Source organism: Microbulbifer epialgicus, from assembly GCF_041447265.1.
In the GTDB taxonomy this organism is placed as follows: domain Bacteria; phylum Pseudomonadota; class Gammaproteobacteria; order Pseudomonadales; family Cellvibrionaceae; genus Microbulbifer; species Microbulbifer epialgicus.
In genome coordinates this window covers 99,614-124,004 of record NZ_JBGMEK010000007.1, presented here as the reverse complement: position 1 = coordinate 124,004, position 24,391 = coordinate 99,614, and the positions used below count along the sequence as shown (strand labels likewise).

Sequence of the window (24,391 nt, the reverse complement as noted above, 5' to 3'; positions counted from 1 at the left end):
GCAAAGCCATTTAAATGGACAAAGCCCGCCGGTCAAATCTTGGCTTCCGTAGAGCGTGCAAAACAATCGTTACAGAATTAACCGCATGGACCACTAGTTTGAAGGGGCGGTTACCTGGCGCCTATCCAGATTTCGGTATGCCAGAGCCTCGGCAATTTGCGCTGTACTTATCTTCTCCAGATTGGCAAGGTCAGCCAGGGTGCGGGCAACTTTAAGCACTCGGTGATAACTGCGTGCGGAAAGGCCCAGCTTTTCCACTGATTGGCGCAGTAGATGTTTCTCCTTATCCCCCAAGATGCAGTGCTTTTCCAGTTCTGCCCCTTTTAAAAGGTTGTTGGTGCTTCCTTGCCTCTGAATTTGTAGTTGGCGCGCAGCGCAAACTCTTCCCCGCACGTTATCGGATGACTCCCCAGGAGCTGTATCTTGTAATTGCATCGCATTCATGGCTCCCACTTCTATCTGCATATCGATACGATCCAGCAGGGGGCCGGACAGTTTATTGCGATACCTGTCTATCTGGTCCGGAGTACAGCGGCAGCGCGGCTCACCCAAGTAGCCACATGGGCAGGGATTCATTGCGCCAACCAGTTGGAAATTCGCGGGGTAGGTGACCTGAGCACGCGCGCGGGAGATTCTCACTTCACCGTTCTCTAGGGGCTCGCGCAGAATTTCCAGAGCGTGACGAGGAAATTCTGGCATTTCATCGAGAAATAATACCCCACAATGGGCGAGTGAGATTTCACCAGGCCTTGGAGTACTGCCGCCCCCGACCAAAGCGGTTGGGGAGGCGCTGTGATGCGGAGCCCGAAAAGGTCTCTGGCTTTGGTGAGGCATTCCAGCACTGGAGTAAACAGCGGCGACCTCAATCGACTCGGCAGTTGTGAGTGGTGGCAATATACCGGGCAGACGGCTGGCCAACATTGTTTTACCGGTTCCCGGTGGGCCATAGAAAAGCAGGTTGTGTCCCCCAGCTGCAGCCACTTCCAGAGCGCGCCGCGCCTTTAATTGGCCGCGTATATCGGCAAGATCTGCACATTCAAGGATTGGCTGAGCAGGCCCCTGTTCGGCAAGGGGTAGATTTTCCCGTCCGTGCAGCTCTGCACAAACTTGTAACAACGACGTGGCAGTGCTGACTTCCGCACCTGCCAGGGCTGCTTCGGCGCCATTTTCTTGGGGCACAATCAGCTTTCGTTCAGCAGCGGCGCTTTTGATGGCTGCGGGCAGGGCACCGCTGATTTCGCGCAAGGCTCCAGTAAGAGCCAGCTCACCAATAAATTCATAGTGCTCCAGTGGCTCAAGGGGAACCTGCCCCGAGGCGGAAAGTATGCCGATGGCAATGGCGAGGTCATAGCGCCCACCCTCTTTGGGCAGATCTGCAGGGGCCAGGTTGACAGTGATACGGCGCTGGGGGAATTCAAAATGGCTGTTGATCAGGGCGCTGCGCACCCGGTCGCGGCTTTCCCTGACTGCAGCCTCGGGCAGGCCAACAATATGGAAGGCGGGCAGCCCGTTGGACAAGTGTGTCTCGACGGTGACCAGGGGAGCGGCCACGCCAATTTGAGCGCGCGTATAGGTAACTGAAAGGCTCACAATATCATCCCTGAATTGACTCCCTGAGTGGTCAACCCTCGGGTTTGCAGTCCCTTTGGGCCAGGGCCTGCTCCAGTATTTCCACCTTATCTTCCAGGCGTGCCAGCTTTTCGCGGGTGCGCCGCAGGATTTCAACCTGGGTATCAAACTCGCGCTGGGATACCAACGGCAACTTATCCAGGGAAACTTCCAGGGCATTGCGCAGGTCGTGTGTGACCACCGTGCCCTGTTGTTGCAGCTCTTTCAGCAGCTGTTGCAGTTTATCTGCGGCCACAGGCAATTCCTCGCTCAGTAAACCTTATTTAATGGCAGCAGATTGTAACCCACAGCATTTTTACGCAAAAGCAGGCTCATGGTGCCCTATTCTGACCCTCGTCTCTACACGGAGTCCCCACTTGTGTGCAAAAGAAGGCAAATAGGGCCATCTTGGTGCGCAAGGCTTCGCTGTCTTGCTGTTCGTATTTATTCCAATTTTCTTTTTCTCTCTAACTTATTGATTTTGTTAGCCGTTGCAGCTTTGGCATTAACCATGCAGTCAGTCGGGGTAGGTGTGCCATTTACGATCACTGAAGGGCTGGGAAAGTAGCGGTTTATAAGACGCAGGAGACCCTCTGTCATATCCAGACAGTGCAGGACCGATTGCAGGCGGCGCCATTACAGAAATCAAAAATTGAGATTCATAGCAATCTTGGAGGATCAAAGGTGAAAATTGAAAAGCAAAAAATCGCTGCTGTCTTCGCTGGCGCTGCCCTGTCTCTGGGTTTGAATAGTACAGCTGTTGCTGAACAAGGCAGCTTGAGCTTCAGTGCAAACGTGGGCTTGCTCACAGACTATAGATTTCGTGGTATCAGTCAGACTGATGGGCGCCCGGCCATTCAAGGTGGTGTGGACTTGGATTTTGGCAATGGCTTCTATGTGGGTACTTGGGCTTCACAGGTGGATTTCGATTATGGTAGTGATGAAACCGATTATGAGCAGGATTTTTATGGTGGTTACACTGCTGAGTTGAATGACTCCGTGAGTTTTGATGTTGGTTATATTTATTACGCTTACCATGGCAGTGATAGGGATGAAGATTACCAGGAAATTTATGGCAGCCTGAGTTTTTCGGATTTAACTTTAGGGTTTGCTTATTCTGATGATTATTGGGCAGAATCCGGCGCGTTTTACTATCCCTATGCAGAATATAGTTTTTCCCTTCCCGCAGAAATAAATTTGGATGTGCATCTCGGATTAAACCTTTTTGATGAGGAGGTTTTTTTATACGAGGCCGATTCTTATTTCGATTATTCAGTATCCCTCAGTAAAGACTATGGTGGTTTAAATCTCAGTGCCGCATTAGTCGGTACAGATGTGAGTGATTCAGAATGTTTTGATACCGATTGGTGTGAGCCAACGCTACTTGCTGGGGCTACATATTCCTGGTAGCGCAAACGCCCACAAATGTATCTGGGCATTTATATTGGGGGAAGCTATGAAACTGATTACTGCAATTATTAAGCCTTTCAAGCTGGATGTGGTAAGGGATGCTCTAAGGGAGTCCGGTATTAATGGTGTCACTGTCAGTGAGGTTAAAGGTTTTGGCCGGCAAAAAGGCCACACAGAACTTTACCGTGGTGCGGAATATGTAGTGGATTTTTTACCGAAAACCATGCTGCAAATTGCAGTGACTGATGGCCAGCTGGATGCAGCACTGGAAGTGATTGGCTCCAGTGCCCATAGTGGAAAAATTGGTGACGGTAAAATTTTTGTTACCAGTCTTGAGCAGGTGATTCGCATACGTACTGGTGAAACCGGGAACGATGCAATTTAGCCAGAAAACTATCAGAAAAATAATCGTAAAAACACCCAGATTTGAACGGAGAGAAAAATGGACAGCCAAATTTTTCAATTGCAGTATGCGATTGATACATTTTATTTTTTGATGTGCGGTGCGCTGGTGATGTGGATGGCGGCTGGTTTTTCCATGTTGGAAGCTGGTCTGGTACGTTCAAAAAATACGACAGAAATTCTCACTAAAAATGTCGCACTGTATGCAATTGCGTGCATCATGTACCTTATGACGGGTTATGCCATTATGTACGATGGCAACTGGATGCTGTCCGGTATAGAGGTTTTCAGTCTCGATGGTATGCTGGCGGATTCTGCAGAGAATGGCTTTGACGGTGATTCCGTTTATTCTGCGGCCTCTGATTTCTTCTTTCAGGTCGTTTTTGTTGCCACTGCCATGTCCATCGTATCGGGTGCTGTGGCTGAGCGTATGAAATTGTGGAGCTTCCTGGCTTTTGCCGTGGTATTGACCGGTTTTATTTATCCTCTGGAAGGCTCCTGGACTTGGGGAGGGAAAGAGGTTTTCGGCCTGTACAATTTGGGCGATCTCGGCTTCTCCGACTTTGCCGGTTCCGGCATTGTGCATATGGCTGGCGCCGCCGCAGCGTTGGCGGGTGTCCTGCTACTGGGAGCGCGTAAAGGAAAGTATGGGCCGAATGGCCAGGTCTATGCGATACCCGGAGCAAACTTGCCACTGGCAACCCTCGGTACATTTATCCTGTGGATGGGCTGGTTCGGTTTTAACGGCGGTTCGGTGCTGAAGCTGGGTGACGCGGCCAGCGCACACTCTGTGGCTATGGTGTTTCTCAATACCAATGCCGCTGCAGCAGGTGGTGCTATTGCCGCCCTGATTACCGCGCGGCTGTTGTTCGGCAAGGCTGACCTTACTATGTTGTTGAATGGCGCTCTGGCCGGCCTGGTGGCGATTACCGCTGAGCCATCTACACCTACTGCTTTGCAGGCAACCTTATTCGGTATGTTTGCAGGCATCCTGGTAGTCTTCTCCATTATTACTTTGGATAAGATGAAAATTGATGATCCCGTCGGTGCTATTTCCGTACATGGCGTCGTCGGTTTACTTGGTTTGTTGCTGGTACCGCTCACCAATGATAATTCCACCCTCAGTGGCCAACTGATTGGTGCGTTGACCATTTTCCTCTGGGTTTTCATTGCGTCCTTTGCGGTTTGGTACCTGCTTAAGCTGGTGACCGGTATCCGTGTTAGTGATGACGAAGAGCAAGAGGGAGTTGACTTGGCTGAATGTGGTATGGAAGCTTACCCGGAATTTATGAGCAAATAGTTACTCTGTGGTGGTGCTGCCCAGTGCTGTGGCAGTTGCCCGGTTGAGGTTCCCGCAAAGAAGATAAATCAGGGGAAATACAAAAAATGAAATTGATTACGGCCGTAGTAAAGCCCTTCAAGTTGGACGATGTGCGCACCGCCCTGTCTGAGGTTGGGGTGCAAGGGATGACGGTTACCGAAGTGAAAGGCTTTGGCCGCCAGAAGGGACATACAGAACTCTATCGTGGCGCGGAATATGTGGTAGATTTTCTGCCCAAAGTGAAGCTCGAACTGGCGGTTGATGATGATATGGTGGACTCGGCTGTAGAGGCAATCACTAAGGCCGCGCAGACCGGTAAGATTGGCGATGGCAAAATCTTTATTACCGCCCTGGAAGAGGTGATCCGTATCCGTACCGGTGAAACTGGTAGTGAGGCGGTTTGATCGAATTTATCGGCTATAGTGACGCTTAATTAATAGTGCGTCGGCGGCTTTTAGCCGCGGTTTTTAAAAGCCCCGTCAGGGGCTTTGTTATATTCTTTCGATAAGCAAAAACGCCCTGTGACTCCGCCTTTGTCGCTTGTAATTCCCTGCTCAGTCGCTTAAATCCCCATAACAAACAGCAATAATCCCCGGTTTAATTCCCAACAAAAAACTCTACGAGCTTGATGCCTTGTAGCTGGCGGCCCTGATGGAGAGTGCCTATATATTAATCGCCGCTTCGATGCGGTAGGGGATTGCCACAGGCTGTGGCTTTCAGTTTGATTCACGCCGCGGGAAGGGGCGGCACAGAGGTACTTCCTCTGTAACAGGAGTTAAGGGTTACAGGGCTTTAGCTATGAAAGATGGTAACGAAGATCTGGGTAAGAACCCTCGCAGCAAAGACTCCGAGGAGTTTGCCGAAGAGCGCTCTATCACCTCCCGAGAGCGTGCCAGGAGTCAACTGAGTACAGATGTGGAGGAGTTTCTCGCCAGCGGCGGGGCAATAAATGAGATTGACCCGGAGGTCACTGCTGATCCCCCGCGAAAACCGCAGCCTAAATATGGCAGTCGTCCTATTTAGTGGTACATCAGATCACTGCCGCTCCTGTTGTCAGGTTGGCGGCACATTCTTTTCTTGGCAATACTTGGTTGGCAGGCCTGGTTCAGCGCGCAATCAGCTTGGGTAACAGGCGTTCTAACACCTCGCCGATATAAGAGAGAAAAAGGGTGCCCAGGCTGGAACGATAGTACTGTGGGTCGGTAGAACCTACTGCGAGAACGCCGAGCTGGTTGCCCAGAGGTATCACCGCTGCGGAGGCCACATCCTGCCAGTCCTCTCCAAAGAGGTATTCCTTTTCCGCCGGGCGCAAGGCACCGCATACCGGGCGGCCATTGCGTAGAATTCCTCCGATAGTGGTTTCCGCACCTGCATAAGAGCTGCTGCGTACCTGGCCCAGACTACTGCGGCCACCTGGGAGGGGAGCGAACAGGGTCAGGCTGGTGAATTCCACATTGAAGTCTGCAGCGAAGCTGGAATAGAGGGCTTCGGTGGCTTCGCCAATATTCTGTGCTTCCAACAGAGCTAGGATAAGGCGGCGGCTGTTGAAAAATAACTGGTCGTTGTCGCGGGCGTTGTGCAGTAGCTGGTCGAGGCGCTGGCGCATCTCAATATTGCGTTCACGCAATAGGTTGGTTTGGTGTGTCATCAGTGACACGGTCTTACCATTTTCCCTCGGCAATTTGATGGTTTCGAGCAGGTCCATCCGGTCGACAAAGAATTCGGGATTTTGCATCAGATAGCGAGCGACCTGCCGTGCGAGCAGTTTGCCGTCACGCTGAATTTCCTTGTGACTGCCGGTGACAATCTCTTCAGAGGTCTGATTGGCGTCTGTCTGTTCCATCATGATCTGTTCACACTGGCTTGGGCTGAAGGTGAGTTTATAGCTCCAAGGGATCGGTACCCACTATCAACAGGGGCCATAAGGCTCCTTGTGAAATTGATACCCCGCCTCAAGGTTATTCAAAGAATGATATGCCCGTGGAAAACTGTTGTTGCGGGCCCGGTCATAGTAACCGGCTGGCCTGGCCCGCTCCAGTGAATTGTCAGGTTGCCACCGGGTAGTTGAATGCCCACTTGGTCGTCTAGCAGCCCACGCTGGTGCGCGTAAACCATGGCGGCGCATGCGCCGGTACCACAGGCACGAGTCTCGCCCACGCCCCGTTCGAAAACACGCAGTTGTGCCTGGCTGCGAGAATTGATTTGCAGGAAGCCGACATTGACCTTTTGTGGGAAACGCGGATGAACTTCGATTAGTGGACCCAGTTGAGTTACCGGTGCCTCCTGTACATTCTCTACGAGTAGTACCGCATGGGGATTGCCCATGGAGACGGCGCCGATAGTGAAAGTCTCGCCGTGGACTTCCAGAAGGTAGCTCTCAGCACAGCGGTCGGCATTGAATGGAATCTGCTCCGGTTCCAGCACTGGCGCCCCCATATCTACGCTAACCTGGTCGCCGTCCATCAGCTTGAGTTGCAGAAGTCCGCCGCTGGTCTCCACCTTCAGGCGTTTCTTACCGGTGAGGCGGCGATCGCGAACGAATCGGGCGAAGCAGCGCGCGCCATTGCCACAGTTTTCAACTTCGCTGCCATCGGCGTTGAAAATTCGATAGCGAAAGTCTGCATCTGGATCGCGAGGGGACTCCACCAGCAGAACCTGGTCACAGCCGATACCCAGGTAGCGGTCGGCAATTCGGCGAATCTTGTCGGGAGACAATCTGATTCTCTGGCTGATGCCATCAAGCATCACAAAATCGTTGCCAAGTCCATGCATCTTACTGAATTTAACGCGCATTCCATTTCTCTATGGGTTTTGTGTACCTGACAAATCAGGGGGCTTCCCGGCCTGAGTATTTGTCGCCTCTGTTATAGCGGTGCGGATAGTTGGCACTGCGGGCACTTCCTGACTTGCTTTGATCGCCAGTCAATGACAGCACACTGAGCGATTCATTCGCGGTCCTGTTTGATAGCGCCGTTGAGCTATTGGCATCCAGGTTTTTATTTTGACATCAATTCCGCCACAACGGATCAGACTTTTTCAGGTACCGGGGTTTCCCCCCGTACCAGATCGCTGAAGGTTTCTCGTGCGCGAACCAGATAGGTATTGTGCCCGTCCACTAGTACTTCAGCGGCGCGTGGGCGGCTATTGTAATTTGAACTCATGGTGAACCCGTAGGCGCCGGTTGAGAGCATGGCCAGAAGTTGCCCCTCTTTGAGAGCAAGTGTGCGATTTTTGCCGAGGAAGTCGCCAGTTTCACATACTGGCCCGACGATATCCCACAGGCTGCTCTCTCCGTGATCTGGCGTCACTGGCACTATATCCTGCCAGGCTTGATACAGTGCAGGGCGCAGGTTGTCATTCATGGCTGCATCTACAATGGCGAAGTTGTGCTCCTCGGTGCGCTTCAGGTAGTCGACGCGGGTCAGCAGCACACCGCCATTGGCTGCAATTGAGCGCCCGGGCTCCAGGATCAGGCCGAGCTTACGCTCGCCAATGCGCGCGAGTACCGCTTGCAGGTAATCTGCCACTGGCGGTGGTTCCTCACCGCGGTAGCGCACCCCCAGGCCGCCGCCGAGGTCCAGATGCTCCAGTTGGATTCCGTTGCTGGCGAGGTTATCCACCAGTACCAGCAGCCGCTCTAAAGCATCCAGGAACGGCGCTATTTCTGTGAGCTGAGAGCCGATATGACAATCCACCCCAATTACTTTCAGGTGTGGGGAGTTGGCCGCACTCAGATAGACTTCCAGAGCGCGATCAATCGCGATGCCAAACTTGTTCTCTTTGAGACCCGTGGAAATATAGGGGTGAGTTTGGGCATCTACATCCGGATTTACCCGTAGCGAGATGGGGGCGATGGTTTCGCACTCTGCGGCTACCTGCTCCAGGCGCTGTATTTCCGCCTCAGACTCGATATTGAAACAATGCACACCCACTTTCAGGGCGCGGCGCATCTCGTTGGCACTTTTGCCTACGCCGGAAAACACAACGCGCGATGGGTCTCCCCCGGCGAGCAAGACTCTGTCCAGCTCGCCGCCGGAGACAATATCGAAGCCGGCTCCCAGCTGTGCCAGCAATGACAATATGCCCAGGTTGCTGTTCGCCTTGACCGCATAGCAGATCAAGCCGGGATGGTTACCCAGAGCATTGGCATAGGCTTGATATTGTTGCTCAAAATGTGCACGGCTGTAGACATAAGTGGGGGTACCGAAACGCTCGGCAACCTGTTCCAGTGAGACTTGCTCAGCCCAGAGGCTGCCGTCACGATAGCTGAACTCGCTCATTTCTCCGTTTCTTGCTCCTCTGGGTATTCTTCAAATTCGGGCTGCTCTCCAACCGGTTCAACAGTTGGCTCAACGGCAGGTTCAACAACAGGCCCACTGGGTTCTACAGCGGTACTGCTGGTGGGCGCAGTGTCAGGCGGGCCAGTGGTAATGCTCGGCGCAGGTTCAGCCGGTGCCTGGGGCAGGTACAGCGGCCCCTTTTGACCACAGCCTGTAAACAGGGCGGAAGCGCCTAGCAGGGCGAGAGAGGAGAAAAACAGTTTTTTCGGCATGGGTGACATCCTGCGCTGAGGGGGCGAAGCGGTGCTCGGCAAAAGCCTGATAGTATAGCGACCGAATAAATTCATCACAGTAGACGGTAACAGAAGTAACATATGATGAGCCAAACGGAATTCGAATCGGCCATTGAGCAGACCCTGGTAGCGATCGAGGATGCCTTGGACGAATGCGCCTGGGATATTGATTACGAGCGCAATGGAGCGGTGTTGACCCTGACCTTAGAGGATAACGGCAGCCAAGTGATCCTTTCCCGCCAGTCCGCCAATCGCGAGCTATGGGTAGCTGCCAAATCCGGTGGCTACCACCTGGCTTTTGAAAATCCGGGCTGGAAGTGCGGCACTACCGGAGAGTCCTTGCCCACATTGCTCAATCGCGTGCTGAGCGAACAGCAGGGTGAAGCCGTTAGTTTAGAAATTAGCCAACAATAATTGCGGCAAGGCTCCTTAGCTACTTAAAGGCTGCCAGGAGGAAAATATTCTTGACCCTTTCGTACATCGAAAGATTACCGCTTTAGACATTTAAAATGTGCGTTCCAAACCCGATGTTGTTGGGCAGTAGTCATCGTGTGATTTCCTAATTTTATTCCTTGTGATTATGCGATTAATGGTCCCACGACAAACATGGGCTTTACTCTGATAAGGAGCAAGAGCGAGTAGCTGATGGTTGGACTTTGAGTTGGAGCGGCAAACCGGGCAGGGACTTTAATTAGAAAGCCCGGAAGAGCGGTGTCTTCCAGGCTTTTTATATTGTAAATCTTTTTTTGACTGTTATCGCTGGGCAATTGCTTCGCGCGCGGATGCACAGGCCGCTCGCACCTGATTTGGCGCGGTGCCACCGATATGGTCCCGCGCCGCTACTGAGCCTTCCAAGGTGAGGACTTCAAATACATCCTCAGTAATTTCTGCGGAAAATTGCTGCAGCTGTCCCAAGCTGAGTTCCGCCAGATCCTTATCCTGTTCGATGGCAAAAGAGACTGACTGACCGACAATCTCATGTGCATCGCGAAAGGCTACGCCCTTGCGCACCAGGTAATCGGCTAGATCTGTGGCAGTGGAGAAACCCTTGGCCGCGGCCTCTAGCATATTTTCCTTTTTCGCTTTGAGTGCCGGCACCATGTCCGCAAAGGCACGCAGGCAATCCAGAGCGGTATCGGCAGCATCGAATAGCGGCTCCTTGTCTTCCTGGTTGTCCTTGTTGTAGGCCAATGGTTGGCTCTTCATCAGGGTTAGCAGGGCGATCAGGTGCCCGTTGACACGGCCGGTCTTGCCGCGCACCAGTTCTGGTACATCCGGGTTTTTCTTCTGCGGCATGATGGAGGAGCCGGTGCAGAAGCGGTCCGGCAGGTCGATAAAGTCAAACTGGCTGGAAGTCCAGAGTACCAGCTCCTCACTGGCGCGGGACAAGTGTGTGAGTAAAAGGGCTGCGAAGGCACAGAATTCGATGGCGAAATCCCGGTCGCTGACGGAGTCCAGGGAATTTTCGGTGGGAGCATCAAAGCCGAGAAGCTCGGCTGTACGGGCACGGTTAATAGGATAGCTGGTACCGGCCAGTGCGGCGGCGCCCAGGGGCGAGCGGTTTACCCGCTTGCGACAATCCATCAGCCGCTCGTAATCCCGTGTCAGCATCGCATTCCAGGCCAGTAGGTGGTGGCCGAAAGTCACCGGCTGCGCGCTTTGCAAGTGGGTAAAGCCCGGCATGATGGTGTCCGCTTCATGCTCGGCCAGTGCCACCAAGCCTTTCTGCAGGCGGGTTAACTCGGCGGCGATCAAGTCGATACGGTTGCGCAGCCACAAGCGAATGTCGGTTGCCACCTGGTCGTTGCGGGAGCGGCCGGTGTGCAGCTTTTTTCCGGTAGCTCCGATACGCTGGGTTAGGCGTGCCTCGATATTCATGTGCACGTCCTCCAACTGTACTGACCAGGGAAACTCCCCCTCCTTTATTTCCTCAGCGATATCCTTTAAGCCATCGGCGATCTTGTGATATTCATCTGAGCTCAACACGCCTATTTCCGACAACATCTGCGCGTGGGCAAGGGAGCCCTGGATATCCTCTAGCGCCATGCGTCGATCAAAGGTGACCGAGGCGGTAAATCGCTCTACAAATGCATCGGTGGCTTCACTGAAGCGTCCGCCCCAGAGTTTGGCGGCTGGGTTGCTGGTGGAGTCGGTAGGGGCTTTGTCGTTGCTCATGGTTTTCCTGGCTGCAGTGAGGTGAAAGGCCGGGGAGCTTGATGGTATCTTGCGCTTCGAATTTACAGACAATCAAGAATAACAACTGCATGTCATTTCCTGGGCCGGCAGGCATTATATCGCAGAAAATTCGAAAAAAAGACATAGATTGTAAGGATTCTGCGCTTACTGGTTCGCAGCCATTCTTGCCTGATCTGTGCAATGTCACCGCCCTGGCCGCACTGGTGTTGATGGGAGAACTGCTGGCGCTGGTGCTGGTACTGGGTCTCGATGGCCTGCGTGAGTTCAGTTGGCAGCGACTGGGATTAGTGTCACTGGTGATTCAGTGGGTAGTACTTCCTTCCGCCGCAGTGCTGTGTCGCTTGCGCCCCTACCTGGCCAAGTTGCCGCAAAAACATGCGGGCGCCATCAGCTTTATTGTAGCTCTGGCGGTACTGGGTACAGTGATGGGAGTTCAGCGTTACCTGCGCGCGGTATTGCTTCAGGCTGGTTTTGATTGGTGGGGATTTATCAGCGATTGCCTGTTGGGGGCTATCTGCGCCGGGGTAGTATTGCGCTACGCCTATTTGCAACAGCAACTTTACAATCAGCAGCAGGCGGAGCTGGGAGCACGTATCGAAGCGCTGCAGTCCCGAATACGCCCACATTTCCTGTTTAACAGTATGAATAGCTTGGCCAGCCTGATCGCCGTGGATCCGGATCGTGCTGAGCGCCTGGTGGAGAATCTGTGTGCGTTGTTCCGGGCCAGCCTTGCCGACCCAAAGTTGGTGCCGCTGCAGCAGGAGGTCAGTCTGGCACAGCGCTACTTGGAAATTGAAGCTCTGCGCCTGGGAGAACGCTTGAAACAGCATTGGCAGTTGGATGAAGGGCTTGAGGAGATCCAGCTACCCAGTATGTTGCTGCAGCCCTTGTTGGAAAATGCTGTTCTGCACGGCGTGGCAAAGATACGCGAGGGTGGGGAAATCACGGTGAAACTGGGGGTTGAAGAGGGCACTCTCAGGATTGCTATCAAAAATCCCCTACCGCAGGAAACTGTGCGCCCTTCCTGGGAAAGTAACGGCATGGCGATGGAGAATATTCGACAGCGTCTCGTCGCCTATTACGGTGATCGGTTCAAATTTACCGCCCGTCGGGAGGAAGGCCACTATCGGGTGGCTCTACAGCTACCCTTATTTCCCCGAGAGTCGGTGCAGCGAGATACTGAAGCCGCAAATTCCAGGAGATATGTCGAGGTGATAGAGTGACCCAGTTGCGTGTCCTAATTGTCGATGACGAACCTCTGGCCCGTGCACGCTTAGATAGGCAGCTCGCGGTGATAGACAGCTGTGTTGTTGTGGGTGAGGCGGCAAATACCGAAGCAGCACTAATGCAAGTGCAGAACCTCGACCCGGATCTGGTTTTACTCGATATTGAAATGCCCGGTAGCAGCGGCTTGGAGTTGGCGCAGCAGCTATCCGCTAGAGACTGCCCGCCAGCAGTAATTTTTTGCACCGCCCACGATGAATTTGCCTTGCCGGCATTTGCAACCTCGGCAGTGGGGTACCTGTTAAAGCCGATTAATCTGGAGCAGTTGCGCCAAGCTGTTGCGAAAGTACAACGCCTTAGTAAACCTCAACAAAGGCGACTAGAGGAGCAGGAATCAGAGAAATCTCATGGTCGAAGCCGGATCAAAGCGGTGAGCCGTCGTGGGGTGGAGTTGTTGGAAGTGGATACTATTCGATGCTTGATCGCAGACAGTAAATATGTCGTAGCCCACCACCTCTCAGGTGAGACGATTCTGGATGAATCTTTAAAGGAATTGGAAAGTGAATTCGGTGAGCGGTTCGTGCGTGTGCACCGGGGTGCTTTGGTGGCCGTGGATTTTATTATCGGATTGCGCAGGGATGGTGGGAATTATCGAGTGGAACTGGATGGAGTGCCAGAAGCGCCGTTGGTGAGCCGACGCATGCTGCCTTCTGTAAAAGCACTCATTACGGAGATATGCTGAGCATTCAGTTTTTAACGCAGAAAAACAAACAGTATTGCAGCTACCATTAATAGAGCAAAACTCACTCTGATCACTTTCGCCTGTTTTGGTTTGTGGAAAAGTGGCCGCAGGCTGCCCCCCAGGCATAGCCAGGTAAAATCCACCACAGCAGCGACAATCAAGCAGACCAATCCTGTGGCGATATAGCTGAAACCACTCTCTTCGATAGGCAGTAGAAATTGGGAAAAGATCGCTAAAAAAGCAGCGTAGGCTTTTGGGTTGAGCAGATTAAAAATAAATCCATCCAAAAGGGATGGCGGTTGGGCTGCTGCCGAGTGCTCCTGAACCAATACCGGGGCCGTGGCAATGTTGAATGCGATGTAGCCAATATAAAGTGCCCCACACACCTGCACTGTCAATCGAGCCTCGGGCCAGGCAGAAAGCAGCGCAGCTACGCCGGCGGTGGCACCGACAATAGCTACGCACAGTCCGAGCAGGATACCGATAAGGAAACCGGTACTTTCCTTAACTCCAAAGGTTGCTCCTGAAGCTGCCAGCGCGAGTGGCGCCGGGCCGGGAGAACCGAGTAACAGACCTGTGGCGGCAACCAGGGAAAATAATGCTTCTAACATAAACTCTTATCCTATTTCCCGCCTGCGACATCAATAAATGAGCCAGTGGTAAACGAAGACTCATTGCTTAGAAGCCAAGCCACCGCAGCAGCCACTTCTTCTGGCTGGCCTCCTCGTTTGAGGGGCGTTGTCGATTTTAGCCGCTCCACCCTGCCTGGTTCCCCGCCATCCGCATGCATTTCCGTATAGATCAACCCTGGCCGTACCCCATTTACCCGGATTCCCTCGCTGGCAAGTTCCTGGCTTAGCCCGATGGTCAAGGTGTCTACTGCCCCTTTACTCGCTGCATAGTCAATATATTCGTTGGGTGATCCCCAGCGGCTGGCAGCGGATGAGATATTGACAATGGCTCCACCGTCGCCCCCCTGTTTGGTCGACATTCTTTTTATGGCTTCGCGGCAGCAGAGTAGGGTGCCGGTGACATTTGTGCGAAGTACCTGGTTAATTCGCTCCGCTTCCATTTTTTCAACGCGCATTTGGGGTTTGAGGGTCGCGGCATTGTTCACCAGGTATTGAAGAGGGCCGAGTTGCCGGTCGACTTCATTAAATAAGTGGGTGATATCGGCTTCTGATGAAATATCAGCGCGTACGGCGATTGCTTTAGTACCTAAGGCCTTGAGTTCATTGAGCAGGCTTTCGGCCGAGTCTTTTCTCTCCCGATAACTGATAGCGATATGGTATCCGTGCTGGGCAAGTAGTCGTGCCGTTGCGGCACCGATCCCACGGCTTCCACCGGTGACTAAGGCAATATTATTTTTAAGGGGCACTTTTCAACTCCTAAAAGGGGGGAACTATTGGGAATAAAGAGGGGTACCTTTGATTTTTTCTATTGTTGTTAAAGAATGAGGGGGGGTATCCGAAAAATACGGAGGGGGCACTGGCGGCAGCGCTGCCAGTGCCCTTGGATGAGATCGGACTTAATGGGCTTTAATACAACTGCGGCCCACCGTCGCCATATTCTGAGTCGTTTTGCAGGCTCAACTCGCCAGCGGCGCTATTCAAATACTCCGCATCGGACTCCGACTTGAGCTTGATCATCAAGCGCAGGTCATTGGAGGAGTCGGCGTGGGCGAGGGCATCTTCGTAGGTGATTTCGCCGCGGTCATAGAGTTCATACAGGGCCTGGTCGAAGGTCTGCATACCCTGTTCGCCGGAACGCTTCATCAATTCTTTCATTTTATGAACCTCGCCCTTGCGGATCAGGTCTGACATCAGCGGGGTATTGATCATGACCTCCAGGCAGGCGCGGCGGCCGTCGCCGTCGGGTGTCGGCACCAGCTGCTGTGCCACCATGGCTTTCAGGTTCAGAGACAGGTCCATAAACAGCTGTTGGTGGCGATCTGCGGGGAAGAAGTGAATGATACGGTCCAGGGCCTGGTTGGCATTGTTGGCGTGCAGGGTGCAGAGACACAGGTGGCCGGTCTCGGCAAAGGCGATGGCGTGGTCCATGGTCTCGCGTGAGCGAACCTCACCAATCAGAATGACGTCCGGCGCCTGACGCAGTGTATTTTTCAGGGCCACCTCAAAGGACTCAGTATCCAGGCCAACTTCACGCTGGGTCACAATACAGCCGCGATGCTGGTGAATAAATTCGATCGGGTCCTCAATGGTAATGATATGGCCTTTGGAATTTTCATTGCGATGGCCAATCATCGAGGCGAGAGAAGTAGATTTACCGGTACCGGTGGCCCCTACGAAAATAATCAGGCCGCGCTTTGTCATCGCAAGGTCTTTGAGTACATCCGGAAGGTTGAGTCCATCGATAGTGGGGATCTTAGTCTCAATACGACGCAATACCATGCCCACCAGATTGCGCTGGAAAAATGCCGAGACCCTGAAGCGGCCTACGTTGCGCACAGCAATGGCGTAGTTCAGTTCTTTTTGCTCGGCGAATTCGCGCCGCTGTTTCTCATTCATGGTGCCCACCACCAGTTCGCGGGCTTTCTCCGGTGTGAGCGAGGTGCTACTGCAGGGTACAACACGGCCATGCAATTTGATGGAGGGGGGTATGCCAGCGGTGATAAACAGGTCCGAAGCGCCTTTCTCTACAACCAGTTGGAGGAGTCTTTCAATTTCCATGGTGTTTACCGCGTTTTATTTTTGACAGAGATGGGCCCTTGTTATGGGCCCAAGTGCAATACCGACTAAAAGTTTTCCGGCATCTTGGCTTTTTCCCGCGCGACTTCGCGGCTGACAATACGGCGTGCAACCAAGTCTTCCAGGCACTGATCCATGGTCTGCATGCCGACGCTGGCACCAGTCTGGATAGCGGAGTACATCTGCGCAATTTTGTCCTCGCGGATCAGGTTGCGGATTGCGGGGGTGCCGCGCATGATCTCGTGGGCGGCGACACGGCCGCCACCATTTTTCTTCAGTAGGGTCTGGGAGATTACCGCCTGCAGGGACTCCGACAGCATGGAGCGCACCATCGCTTTTTCCTGCGCAGGGAATACGTCTACAACCCGATCAATGGTTTTCGCTGCAGAGGTGGTGTGCAGGGTACCAAATACCAGGTGGCCGGTTTCTGCGGCAGTCAGTGCCAAGCGGATGGTTTCCAGGTCCCGCATCTCACCCACGAGAATAATATCGGGGTCTTCACGCAGTGCCGAACGCAGTGCTTCGGCGAAGCCGTGGGTATCCCTGTGTACCTCGCGCTGGTTCACCAAGCACTTTTTCGATTCGTGTACGAATTCAATCGGGTCTTCAATGGTAAGGATATGCTCGTACTTGTTGTCGTTGATGTAGTCCATCATCGCGGCCAGGGTGGTGGACTTACCGGAACCGGTAGGCCCTGTTACCAATACAAGGCCGCGAGGGGTGTCAGAGATCTGCTTGAAGACCTGGCCCATGCCCAGGTCTTCCATGGTCAGTACCTTGGAGGGAATGGTCCGGAATACAGCGCCGGCCCCGCGGTTGTGGTTAAAGGCATTCACACGGAAACGGGCCACGCCAGGCACTTCAAAGGAGAAGTCCGTTTCCAGCAGCTCTTCATAATCCTTGCGTTGCTTATCGTTCATGATCTCGTAGATCAGGCTGTGCACCTGCTTGTGTTCCATGGCTGGCAGGTTGATACGGCGCACGTCGCCGTCCACACGAATCATCGGTGGCAGGCCGGCGGAGAGGTGCAGATCCGAGGCGTTCTGCTTGGCGCTGAAGGCGAGAAGTTCAGTGATATCCATACTGCTACCTTATGGTTCTTGTTTGGGCTCAGGTAAAATCGCCACTCAATTCGGTGAGGGCCCCAGTATATGCGCAAAGAGACAATCGTCGAAAACCTGAATGCAGTAGGTGAACGGATTGTGACATGCTGCAACAACTGCGATCGCAACCCGGCAGAAATCACTCTGCTGGCGGTCTCCAAAACGCGACCGGCAGAAGATCTGCGCATCGCCTACGCGGCAGGCCAGCGCCACTTTGGCGAAAACTATTTGCAGGAAGCCCTGGAAAAACAGGAGGCCCTGTCTGACCTGGATATTCACTGGCATTTCATTGGGCCGTTACAGTCGAACAAGAGCCGTGCAGTGGCCGAGAGGTTCCAATGGATGCACACAGTGGACCGACTGAAAATTGCTCAGCGTCTTTCATCACAGCGCCCCAAAAATCTGGACCCTCTCAATATCTGTCTGCAAGTGAATATCGATGGCGAGCAGAGCAAGTCTGGCATAGCTCCACAGGATTTGGCGGCACTGGCGCGCGAAGTGGTGAAACTACCCGGGCTGAGTTTGCGCGGACTGATGGCGATTCCCGCTGAGCGACAAGGTATTTCCGCTCAACAAGAGCCTTTTGCCAGGCTGGCCAGCTTGCTTCAGCACTTACGTGAAGAATTTCCTAGCGAAACCATGGATACCCTGTCGATGGGAATGTCCGGGGATATGGAGGCGGCGATTGCCTGTGGCGCCACCATTGTGCGCATTGGCACAGATATTTTTGGCGCGCGTAATTATTCTGCGTGAAAGAGGCTGTGTTTTACCCGATATTTGCTAGGGAAATGGAATGATGAAATCGGGGCTTCTCGAGGTGGTATTACTGGGATTAACCCTGTGTGCGGAGATGGCTTAATCAATGGCACAGAACTTGTGGACTACTCGGTTGGCGCTTGAGTGGTTGGCATTTACTAAAAAGAGGGAAGGAAAGAATACACTGCGCTCAGGGCTGTATGAGGCATGGATGCCGATTACGAGCTTACAGGGATGTATTCACAGGGCATCTCGAGTGCAGTGTATTCTTTCCTTCTGACCCAGTAGTATTTGTCTGCAATCATTTTTCTTTCCTAGGATTTCCATGATTACCAACTTGCTCAATAATACGGTAACCAGGTCGCTGTGACCGGAGCCGACACTGGTTGTGGATGATGATAATTGCCCTAAGCCTGTTTGCGATAATAGTGGTAGTAGAATTGAAATGAAAACGGTCCAGGGGACCGTTTTCATTTCGATAGGGACCTAATATTAATTGTTTAGCGCTAGCTTCTTTTTCCGTTCCTCGCTGAGCAAATGCTCTGCAAAGAAGAATGCTGTAGCTTGAGTGAAGGCATCGCTGTTCTCTTTTTTGCGATAACCGTGCCCCTCGTTTAATGCATTCATATACCAAACCTGGTTGCCGTTTTCACGCAGGGCATCCACGATTTGCTCGGCTTCTGTAACAGGTACTCGAGGGTCATTTTGTCCCTGTACCACAAACATGGGCACCTGGATTTTCCCCACATTATTGTTGGGGCTGATTTTTTCCAGGAAGGCCCGCATCTTAGGGTCGCGCTCATCACCATATTCTGCTCGGCGCAAGTCGCGACGGTAGCTCTTAGTGTTGGTGAGGAAGGTGACAAAGTTAGAGATGCCGACAATATCCACAGCAGCTTTTAGGCGGTCCGAGTAGTAGACACTACTGGCCAGCACCATATAGCCGCCATAGCTACCGCCGAAGACAGCAACCCGCTCGGCATCCAAGTCTGGCTGTGTGGCGATCCAGTCCAGCAAGGCACCGATGTCTTTCACGGAGTCCTCGCGCTTATAGCCGTTGTCCATGGCCAGGTAGCTTTTACCATAGCCGGCAGAACCGCGTACGTTGGGTGCAATTACTGCGGCGCCAAGTTCCTCCAACCACATTTGATAGGTGCTGGAGAACAGCGGACGATATTGCCCTTCGGGTCCGCCATGAATGGAAATAATGACTGGTACCGGACCTTTAGTGTTGCGTGGTTTGTACACAAAAGCTGGGATTTCCCGAGGTTTGCCGTCTACCTTGTCGAAAGTTGGGTAGTGCACCAGCTGGGGTTCGACAAACTGCTCGGTGTCGAGGCCGCCGACTTCGCTGAATGTCCAGCGGTTGAGGTCGCCACTGGAGAGTGGACGACGGCCCAGCTCTAAAACGAAAGTATCTGTTGGAGTTTTTGGGGTATTCAGGGACATCGCCAGCTTATCGCCTCGAGGGTTGAACTCGATGCCGCCGATAACGCCAATCGGGAGGGAATCAACCTTGCGATAGCGGTCATTGCGCGGGTTAAAGAGATAGAGTGAGGACACGCCGCCCTCGTTAACCACAAAGGCGCCCCGGCGACCATCTTTACTGAGAACAAAGTCGTTGATGTCCCAGGGAATATCAACAGTAATAACTTTTTCATCACCACTGGCTAAGTCTTTGCGAATCAGCTGGGTGAATTCTCCCCCTTTGTCACTCATCAGGAATGCGGAACGGTCGTCATAGCTGAAGCCAACGGGAAAATTGCGGGAGTCTACATCGTCATCCCCGGCGAGCAGTTTCAGTTCTCCGCTATCGAGGTCCAGCAGGTGGACTTTGGACCGAGTGGAGGAAACATACTGCAACAAGAGCAGTTGGCTACCGGATTGTGAGAAGCCGCTAGGCCCCCACCAACTGCCATCTGTTGATTTCAGGATCAGGCGGTCTTCTTTCTTAGCTCCGTCAAAAGTGGTGAGCCAGATATCATTGGCTTTGCCGTCGCGGCGAGTACTCTGATAAGCCATGGCTGAGCCTTGCTTATTCCAGAGGATGGCGCCGTTTCGGGATTCGCCATCAGTGATCATCTCACTCTGGCCGCTCTGCGTTTCAAATAGAAAGATCTGCGTATACTCATTCCCGCCAGCATCCATAGTGAATGCCAGTTGCTCGTGATCCGGGCGCGTGGCGACACTGCCGATAGGCTCTTCGAAGAAGGTCAACTGACGGCGGGCGCCACCGGCGCGACCTACTTTGTGTAATTGGTTCACCTCGCCAAAGCGGGTGCTGACATACATTCCGTTGCCATCTATATCCCAGCCGCGGAAGCTGGCTGAGCGTACATTTTGATAGCGGTTCAGTTCATCAATGATGCTCTGGGGTATCTGTGGAATGTCTTGCAATATCAGTTGGCCGTTGTTTAGGGTACGAGTTTCCACCGCACCGGCAGCGCCCGTCGCGCAAAGCAGTGCGGCGGTCACTAAAGAGCGCCATTTATGCATATCATTCTCCTTGGCAACGCGCGGGGCGCGTTTCTCTTGTTATTGGAATTGAGCGACCACATATTAACGAAATCCCCGTTGGGGAGAATAGCGACTGAAATTCACAGCAGCTGAGCCGAGTGCTCGCCGAGGTAACCCGAGTGACTGCAAAAAATCCCAAAATCGTTTTTATCGGCGGCGCCGGCAATATGGCCGGAGCAGTGATTGGCGGCCTGCTTGCGGCGGGGTACCCGACTGAAAAAGTGGTTGCTACCGGGCGCGACCCTCTCAAGTTGGAGGCATTTGCCAAACGCCATGGCGTTGTAGCACACGATGACAATATTGCTGCAATCGATGAAGCCGATGTTATCGTGCTGTCAGTTAAACCCCAGGTCATGCGCGATTTGTGTATGGATCTGCGTCCCCATCTGGCTGGACGCAACCCCCTGGTGATAACCCTGGCTGCCGGTATACCCTTGGCTGCCTATCAGCGCTGGCTCGGAGAGCACCTGCCAATTGTGCGTGCTATGCCAAATACCCCAGCGCTGGTTCAGGCGGGGGTCACCGGTCTATACGCTGATGCGGCGGTGACCGCTGAACACCGCGCTATTACCGAGCGTATAGTCAATGCTGTAGGTATTTCCCTATGGGTGGATCAGGAAGAAGGTATCGACCAGGTCATCGCCGTTGCGGGTTCCGCTCCTGCATATTTTTTCCAGTTTATGGAAGCGATGATTGATGCGTCATCTGCCAGTGGCTTTGACCGTGCTGATGCCGAACGTCTCGTGTTGCAAACTGCCCTGGGCGCCGCCAAACTGGCCATGGTTAGCGAAGTGGATGTGGCCCAATTGAAACGCAATGTGATGTCACCGGGTGGCACCACCGAACGCGCGGTACAGCGCTTCGAGCAGGGTGGCCTTCCCCAGTTGGTGGCGGCTGCGATGCGCGATTGTGCCGAGCGTGCCGCGGAAATGGCCAGGGAACTGGACCGCTAAAAAAACGAGTAAAAAATAGCGCACAGCGCTGCAAGTCATTCACTCTTTGGGGTTTTTCAATGACAAATACCTTCAGTAGTATCGGCGTTTTCCTGGTAGCAACCCTAGGTATCCTGTATCTGTTTGCAGTGTTGATGCGTTTCTTACTACAGCTGGCCCGTGCGGATTTCTACAACCCTATTTCCCAGGGCATTGTGAAAGTTACCAACCCGCTGTTGCTGCCGCTGCGCAAGGTAGTGCCGGGACTTTTTGGGCTGGATATGGCCTCGGTAGTTCTGGCGCTGTTGGTGGGGCTGGTGATGATCCTGGTTTGCGGCATGTTTGCCGGCTTTGGACTCTTCAATCCTCTCAGTGCTTTGCTCTGGTCCCTGATCGGTTGCGTGGCCACAGTTATTGCGGTGGTATTTGTTGGTCTATTGGTTTCCATTGTCTTCAGTTGGATTGCGCCCCATAGCGGACACCCGGCATTGATGTTATTGCGCCAGCTACTGGAGCCATTCTGCGCACCGGTGCGGCGCTTGATACCCCCTTTGGGGGTGATTGATATCAGCCCGATTTTTGTGTTTATCCTGCTTACCGTGGCGGACAAACTTCTGGTCGGTTTCGCGCAGATGGCTAATATGCCGGCTTTTGTTTACAGGCTGTTCTGGCATATCCCCGGTTTCTGAGAGGCCCTGCCGCAAGTTTTCTTCCGGCGCGCGCACTGGATCGCATCTGGCGCGGTGTTAGACTCTTATACTAATCGCCGATGGCCCCGCCCCGAGCGACAAATGGCTGGGGCCCTGTCCGCAGGGTATAAATAACAAGAACACCGTGAAATGGAAGACGCACTCTTACGCCAGCATATTGCCGATTACGACCGTTGGAAGAAGAATCTGGATCGCCAGTTTGCCCAGTTCAACCAGTGGTTACAGCAACACTTCCCAAACTCCGCCGGTGCCTGCCAAGTGGTACAACAGGCTCGAGCACTGCTCACCGATGATCAGTTTACCCTCGTCTTGGTCGGCGAGTTCTCCCGCGGCAAGACGGAGCTGATCAACGCTTTGCTGTCGCAGACCTACGGTCAGCGGCTGCTGCCCTCCAAGCCTGGACGCACCACCATGTGCCCCACGGAAATTTTCAGTGATGGGTGCGAGCGCGCCAGTTTGCGTCTGTTGCCCATAGAAACCCTAGCCACCAATACCAGCCTGGAAAGCTTTCGCCGGATTCCACAGAAGTGGGTCACCCAGGAGTTCGACTCTAATGATCCCGAGGCCACCCGCACCACTTTGTTAAAGGTGGCTGCGACTAAATCGGTAAAGCCTGAGGAGGCAGCGCGCTACGGCTTTGATCGTCGCCACTTGGATGACAAAGGTAACTTGGTGGAAATCCCCGCGTGGCGCTATGCGTTGATCTGCCTGCCGCATCCGTTGCTGGATCAGGGGCTGCGTATTATTGATACGCCTGGACTGAATGCTCTAGGCAATGAGCCTGAGTTGACCCTCAGTACCTTGCCCAGCGCCCAGGCAGTGGCCTTCCTGCTGGCTGCGGATGCTGGTGTCAGTGGCACTGATATGAATATGTGGGAGACTCACCTGGCACCACTACGCGAGCATCGCGGCACTGCGGTGATGGCGCTGCTGAATAAAGTGGATGTGCTTTGGGATGATCCCGATGAGGATGCGGAGTTATTATTGCGGCGCATGAGCGCCCAGGTTGCCAAGTTGCTGTCTGTGCCGCAGGAGAGTGTCGCCGGTGTCTCGGCGAAAATGGCGTTACTAGCGCGCCAGCAGCGTGATGCGGACCTGCTGCGCAACAGTCGCTTTGCCGATTTTGAAAAACTATTGGTGCAGCGCCTGCTGGAGCATCGCCAGAAAGTGGCGGAGCACCGCTCACTGCATCAGGCCCTTACCCTAATGGCGGACACTCGCGACCTGCTCAAGCGTCGCCTCAATAGCGGTCGCGCCGCATTGGTGCACTTGCAGCGCAATAGCGCTAATAGCGAGGAGCAGTTGGCCGAACTGGGCCAGTTGCAGCAGACAGTGCGTGAACAGCACAAGCTGTGCCACCAGGAGCTACTTACGCTTAAGTCCAGCCAGCGTATGTTGATGCGCCAGAGCACTTCCCTGCTCGCACCGATATCGACACAGCAACTGCAACTTCTGATCGATGATACCAACAAGGCGTTGCACAAACGCTGGACGCCCATGGGGCTGGCTAAGGCCATCGACAGCTTTATGGAAGGGGTCGATCACCAGCTTGTGAATCTTGAGCGGGAAGTGGATCAGGCAAATCGCCTGTTGGATGCGATTTTCGAGCGCTCCAGTCTGAGGAAGGTAGAGACTGTTGAACAGTATTTCACTGTTCGAAAATTCCGTGCCGCCCTGCGTGGTTTACACCGCCAAGCGGCCCAGTTACGCCGTTCGCCGCAACTGTTGCTGGCGCGACGTAACCGTTTGAGCGAGCGCTTTGTTACCACCTTGGCCAGTGAGGTGGGACGCTTATACAATGAGATAGCTAATGTTGCGGAAAACTGGCTGGAACAGGCACTCGAGCCACTGAAGCAACACGCTCAATACCAAAAGCACCTGCTTAACCGTCACTTGATCAAGCTCACTGAGCTGAAGCAGAAAACCCGCAGCCGACGCACCGATTTGCGCACTCTCGAAGATGAGGTATTACGCAATGATCGGGCCCTCTCGGGATTGGAAGAGTTGCTGCGCCACAGCAGTTCGGCACCACAGCCGCTGGCCCCGGCGCCCCGCGCTCACAATGTTACGCCGCTGAAGGCCTCTCTCAACAGCTAAGTGGGGTGGCGGTTTCTTAGCGGCGGTTTCGGCAATTGTCATAAGTTACGGTGCTCCCGTACACTTGTTGTCTCGGCATTTGCCAACCGCTT

General features: G+C 53.6%; 24 protein-coding genes. 12 read left to right on the top strand and 12 right to left on the bottom strand.

The genetic code is table 11. The annotated features are described in order from the left end of the window. Positions 1-93 precede the first annotated feature (93 nt). Positions 94-1,590, bottom strand: coding sequence for a YifB family Mg chelatase-like AAA ATPase (locus ACCI49_RS05460; RefSeq protein ID WP_371837964.1), 1,497 nt, complete (start codon positions 1,588-1,590; stop codon positions 94-96). 31 nt (positions 1,591-1,621) lie between these two features. Continuing rightward, complete coding sequence (locus ACCI49_RS05455; protein ID WP_371837963.1) at positions 1,622-1,864, bottom strand: accessory factor UbiK family protein; 243 nt, start codon at positions 1,862-1,864, stop codon at positions 1,622-1,624. A 428-nt stretch (positions 1,865-2,292) separates the two neighbouring features. Between ACCI49_RS05455 and ACCI49_RS05450 the strand changes: the two genes are divergently transcribed. From ACCI49_RS05450 to ACCI49_RS05430, 5 genes are all read left to right on the top strand, one after another. Next, entirely contained in the window at positions 2,293-3,018 is a 726-nt protein-coding gene (locus tag ACCI49_RS05450; RefSeq protein ID WP_371837962.1) for a TorF family putative porin, read from the top strand. A gap of 46 nt (positions 3,019-3,064) precedes the next feature. Continuing rightward, positions 3,065-3,403, top strand: coding sequence for a P-II family nitrogen regulator (locus tag ACCI49_RS05445; protein WP_371837961.1), 339 nt, complete (start codon positions 3,065-3,067; stop codon positions 3,401-3,403). A 57-nt stretch (positions 3,404-3,460) separates the two neighbouring features. Beyond that, positions 3,461-4,720, top strand: coding sequence for an ammonium transporter AmtB (locus tag ACCI49_RS05440; protein ID WP_371837960.1), 1,260 nt, complete (start codon positions 3,461-3,463; stop codon positions 4,718-4,720). An 86-nt stretch (positions 4,721-4,806) separates the two neighbouring features. Continuing rightward, on the top strand, positions 4,807-5,145 hold the full coding sequence (gene glnK, locus ACCI49_RS05435; RefSeq protein ID WP_020413692.1) for a P-II family nitrogen regulator: 339 nt from the start codon (positions 4,807-4,809) through the stop codon (positions 5,143-5,145). Positions 5,146-5,539: 394 nt separating this feature from the next. Next, positions 5,540-5,764: a hypothetical protein gene (locus ACCI49_RS05430; protein ID WP_371837959.1), complete on the top strand. Its 225-nt coding sequence runs from the start codon at positions 5,540-5,542 to the stop codon at positions 5,762-5,764. A gap of 82 nt (positions 5,765-5,846) precedes the next feature. Here the strand turns inward: ACCI49_RS05430 and ACCI49_RS05425 are convergent, their stop codons facing one another. From ACCI49_RS05425 to lptM, 4 genes are all read right to left on the bottom strand, one after another. Further along, a complete protein-coding gene (locus ACCI49_RS05425; RefSeq protein WP_371837958.1) occupies positions 5,847-6,587 on the bottom strand; it encodes a DUF484 family protein in 741 nt (246 codons plus the stop codon). Between the two features lie 116 nt (positions 6,588-6,703). After that, the gene (dapF, locus tag ACCI49_RS05420; RefSeq protein WP_371837957.1) at positions 6,704-7,534 is read right to left on the bottom strand and encodes a diaminopimelate epimerase; all 831 of its coding nucleotides are present in this window, start codon (positions 7,532-7,534) and stop codon (positions 6,704-6,706) included. Positions 7,535-7,767: 233 nt separating this feature from the next. Beyond that, entirely contained in the window at positions 7,768-9,021 is a 1,254-nt protein-coding gene (gene lysA, locus ACCI49_RS05415) for a diaminopimelate decarboxylase (protein WP_371837956.1), read from the bottom strand. Then, complete coding sequence (gene lptM, locus ACCI49_RS05410) at positions 9,018-9,293, bottom strand: LPS translocon maturation chaperone LptM (RefSeq protein WP_371837955.1); 276 nt, start codon at positions 9,291-9,293, stop codon at positions 9,018-9,020. Before lptM ends, lysA begins: the two co-directional genes overlap by 4 nt. 105 nt (positions 9,294-9,398) lie before the next feature. Here lptM and cyaY point away from each other — a divergent pair, with 105 nt between their 5' ends. After that, positions 9,399-9,728, top strand: a complete 330-nt coding sequence (cyaY, locus tag ACCI49_RS05405; protein WP_371837954.1) for an iron donor protein CyaY — start codon at positions 9,399-9,401, stop codon at positions 9,726-9,728. Positions 9,729-10,067: 339 nt separating this feature from the next. Here cyaY and argH read toward each other — a convergent pair whose 3' ends face one another. Further along, complete coding sequence (argH, locus tag ACCI49_RS05400; protein WP_371837953.1) at positions 10,068-11,489, bottom strand: argininosuccinate lyase; 1,422 nt, start codon at positions 11,487-11,489, stop codon at positions 10,068-10,070. Between the two features lie 185 nt (positions 11,490-11,674). Here argH and ACCI49_RS05395 point away from each other — a divergent pair, with 185 nt between their 5' ends. Together ACCI49_RS05395 and ACCI49_RS05390 are read left to right on the top strand one after the other, a co-directional pair. Next, a complete protein-coding gene (locus tag ACCI49_RS05395) occupies positions 11,675-12,733 on the top strand; it encodes a sensor histidine kinase (RefSeq protein WP_371837952.1) in 1,059 nt (352 codons plus the stop codon). Next, complete coding sequence (locus tag ACCI49_RS05390) at positions 12,730-13,476, top strand: LytR/AlgR family response regulator transcription factor (RefSeq protein WP_371837951.1); 747 nt, start codon at positions 12,730-12,732, stop codon at positions 13,474-13,476. Before ACCI49_RS05395 ends, ACCI49_RS05390 begins: the two co-directional genes overlap by 4 nt. Positions 13,477-13,487: 11 nt before the next feature. On the opposite strand, the gene ACCI49_RS05385 is transcribed toward ACCI49_RS05390, so the two are convergent. From ACCI49_RS05385 to ACCI49_RS05370, 4 genes are all read right to left on the bottom strand, one after another. Then, positions 13,488-14,087 (bottom strand): LysE family translocator, encoded by a 600-nt coding sequence (locus ACCI49_RS05385; protein ID WP_371837950.1) that lies wholly within the window; start codon positions 14,085-14,087, stop codon positions 13,488-13,490. A gap of 11 nt (positions 14,088-14,098) precedes the next feature. After that, positions 14,099-14,854, bottom strand: a complete 756-nt coding sequence (locus ACCI49_RS05380; protein WP_371837949.1) for an SDR family oxidoreductase — start codon at positions 14,852-14,854, stop codon at positions 14,099-14,101. Positions 14,855-15,014: 160 nt separating this feature from the next. Then, on the bottom strand, positions 15,015-16,166 hold the full coding sequence (locus ACCI49_RS05375; RefSeq protein ID WP_371837948.1) for a PilT/PilU family type 4a pilus ATPase: 1,152 nt from the start codon (positions 16,164-16,166) through the stop codon (positions 15,015-15,017). A gap of 65 nt (positions 16,167-16,231) precedes the next feature. Then, the gene (locus tag ACCI49_RS05370; protein ID WP_371837947.1) at positions 16,232-17,266 is read right to left on the bottom strand and encodes a type IV pilus twitching motility protein PilT; all 1,035 of its coding nucleotides are present in this window, start codon (positions 17,264-17,266) and stop codon (positions 16,232-16,234) included. Positions 17,267-17,335: 69 nt separating this feature from the next. On the opposite strand from ACCI49_RS05370, the gene ACCI49_RS05365 reads away from it, so the two are divergent. Continuing rightward, a complete protein-coding gene (locus tag ACCI49_RS05365; protein ID WP_371837946.1) occupies positions 17,336-18,040 on the top strand; it encodes a YggS family pyridoxal phosphate-dependent enzyme in 705 nt (234 codons plus the stop codon). A gap of 495 nt (positions 18,041-18,535) precedes the next feature. Here the strand turns inward: ACCI49_RS05365 and ACCI49_RS05360 are convergent, their stop codons facing one another. Beyond that, positions 18,536-20,539 carry a S9 family peptidase gene (locus tag ACCI49_RS05360; protein WP_371837945.1) on the bottom strand — a complete coding sequence of 668 codons (2,004 nt, stop codon included), beginning with the start codon at positions 20,537-20,539 and terminating at the stop codon, positions 18,536-18,538. 140 nt (positions 20,540-20,679) lie between these two features. On the opposite strand from ACCI49_RS05360, the gene proC reads away from it, so the two are divergent. The 3 genes from proC to ACCI49_RS05345 all read left to right on the top strand — a co-directional run bounded on the left by proC (position 20,680) and on the right by ACCI49_RS05345 (position 24,299). Beyond that, positions 20,680-21,513, top strand: coding sequence for a pyrroline-5-carboxylate reductase (gene proC, locus ACCI49_RS05355; RefSeq protein ID WP_371837944.1), 834 nt, complete (start codon positions 20,680-20,682; stop codon positions 21,511-21,513). Between the two features lie 59 nt (positions 21,514-21,572). Further along, entirely contained in the window at positions 21,573-22,181 is a 609-nt protein-coding gene (locus ACCI49_RS05350; protein WP_371837943.1) for a YggT family protein, read from the top strand. A 150-nt stretch (positions 22,182-22,331) separates the two neighbouring features. Next, positions 22,332-24,299: a dynamin family protein gene (locus tag ACCI49_RS05345; RefSeq protein ID WP_371837942.1), complete on the top strand. Its 1,968-nt coding sequence runs from the start codon at positions 22,332-22,334 to the stop codon at positions 24,297-24,299. Positions 24,300-24,391: the final 92 nt, after the last annotated feature.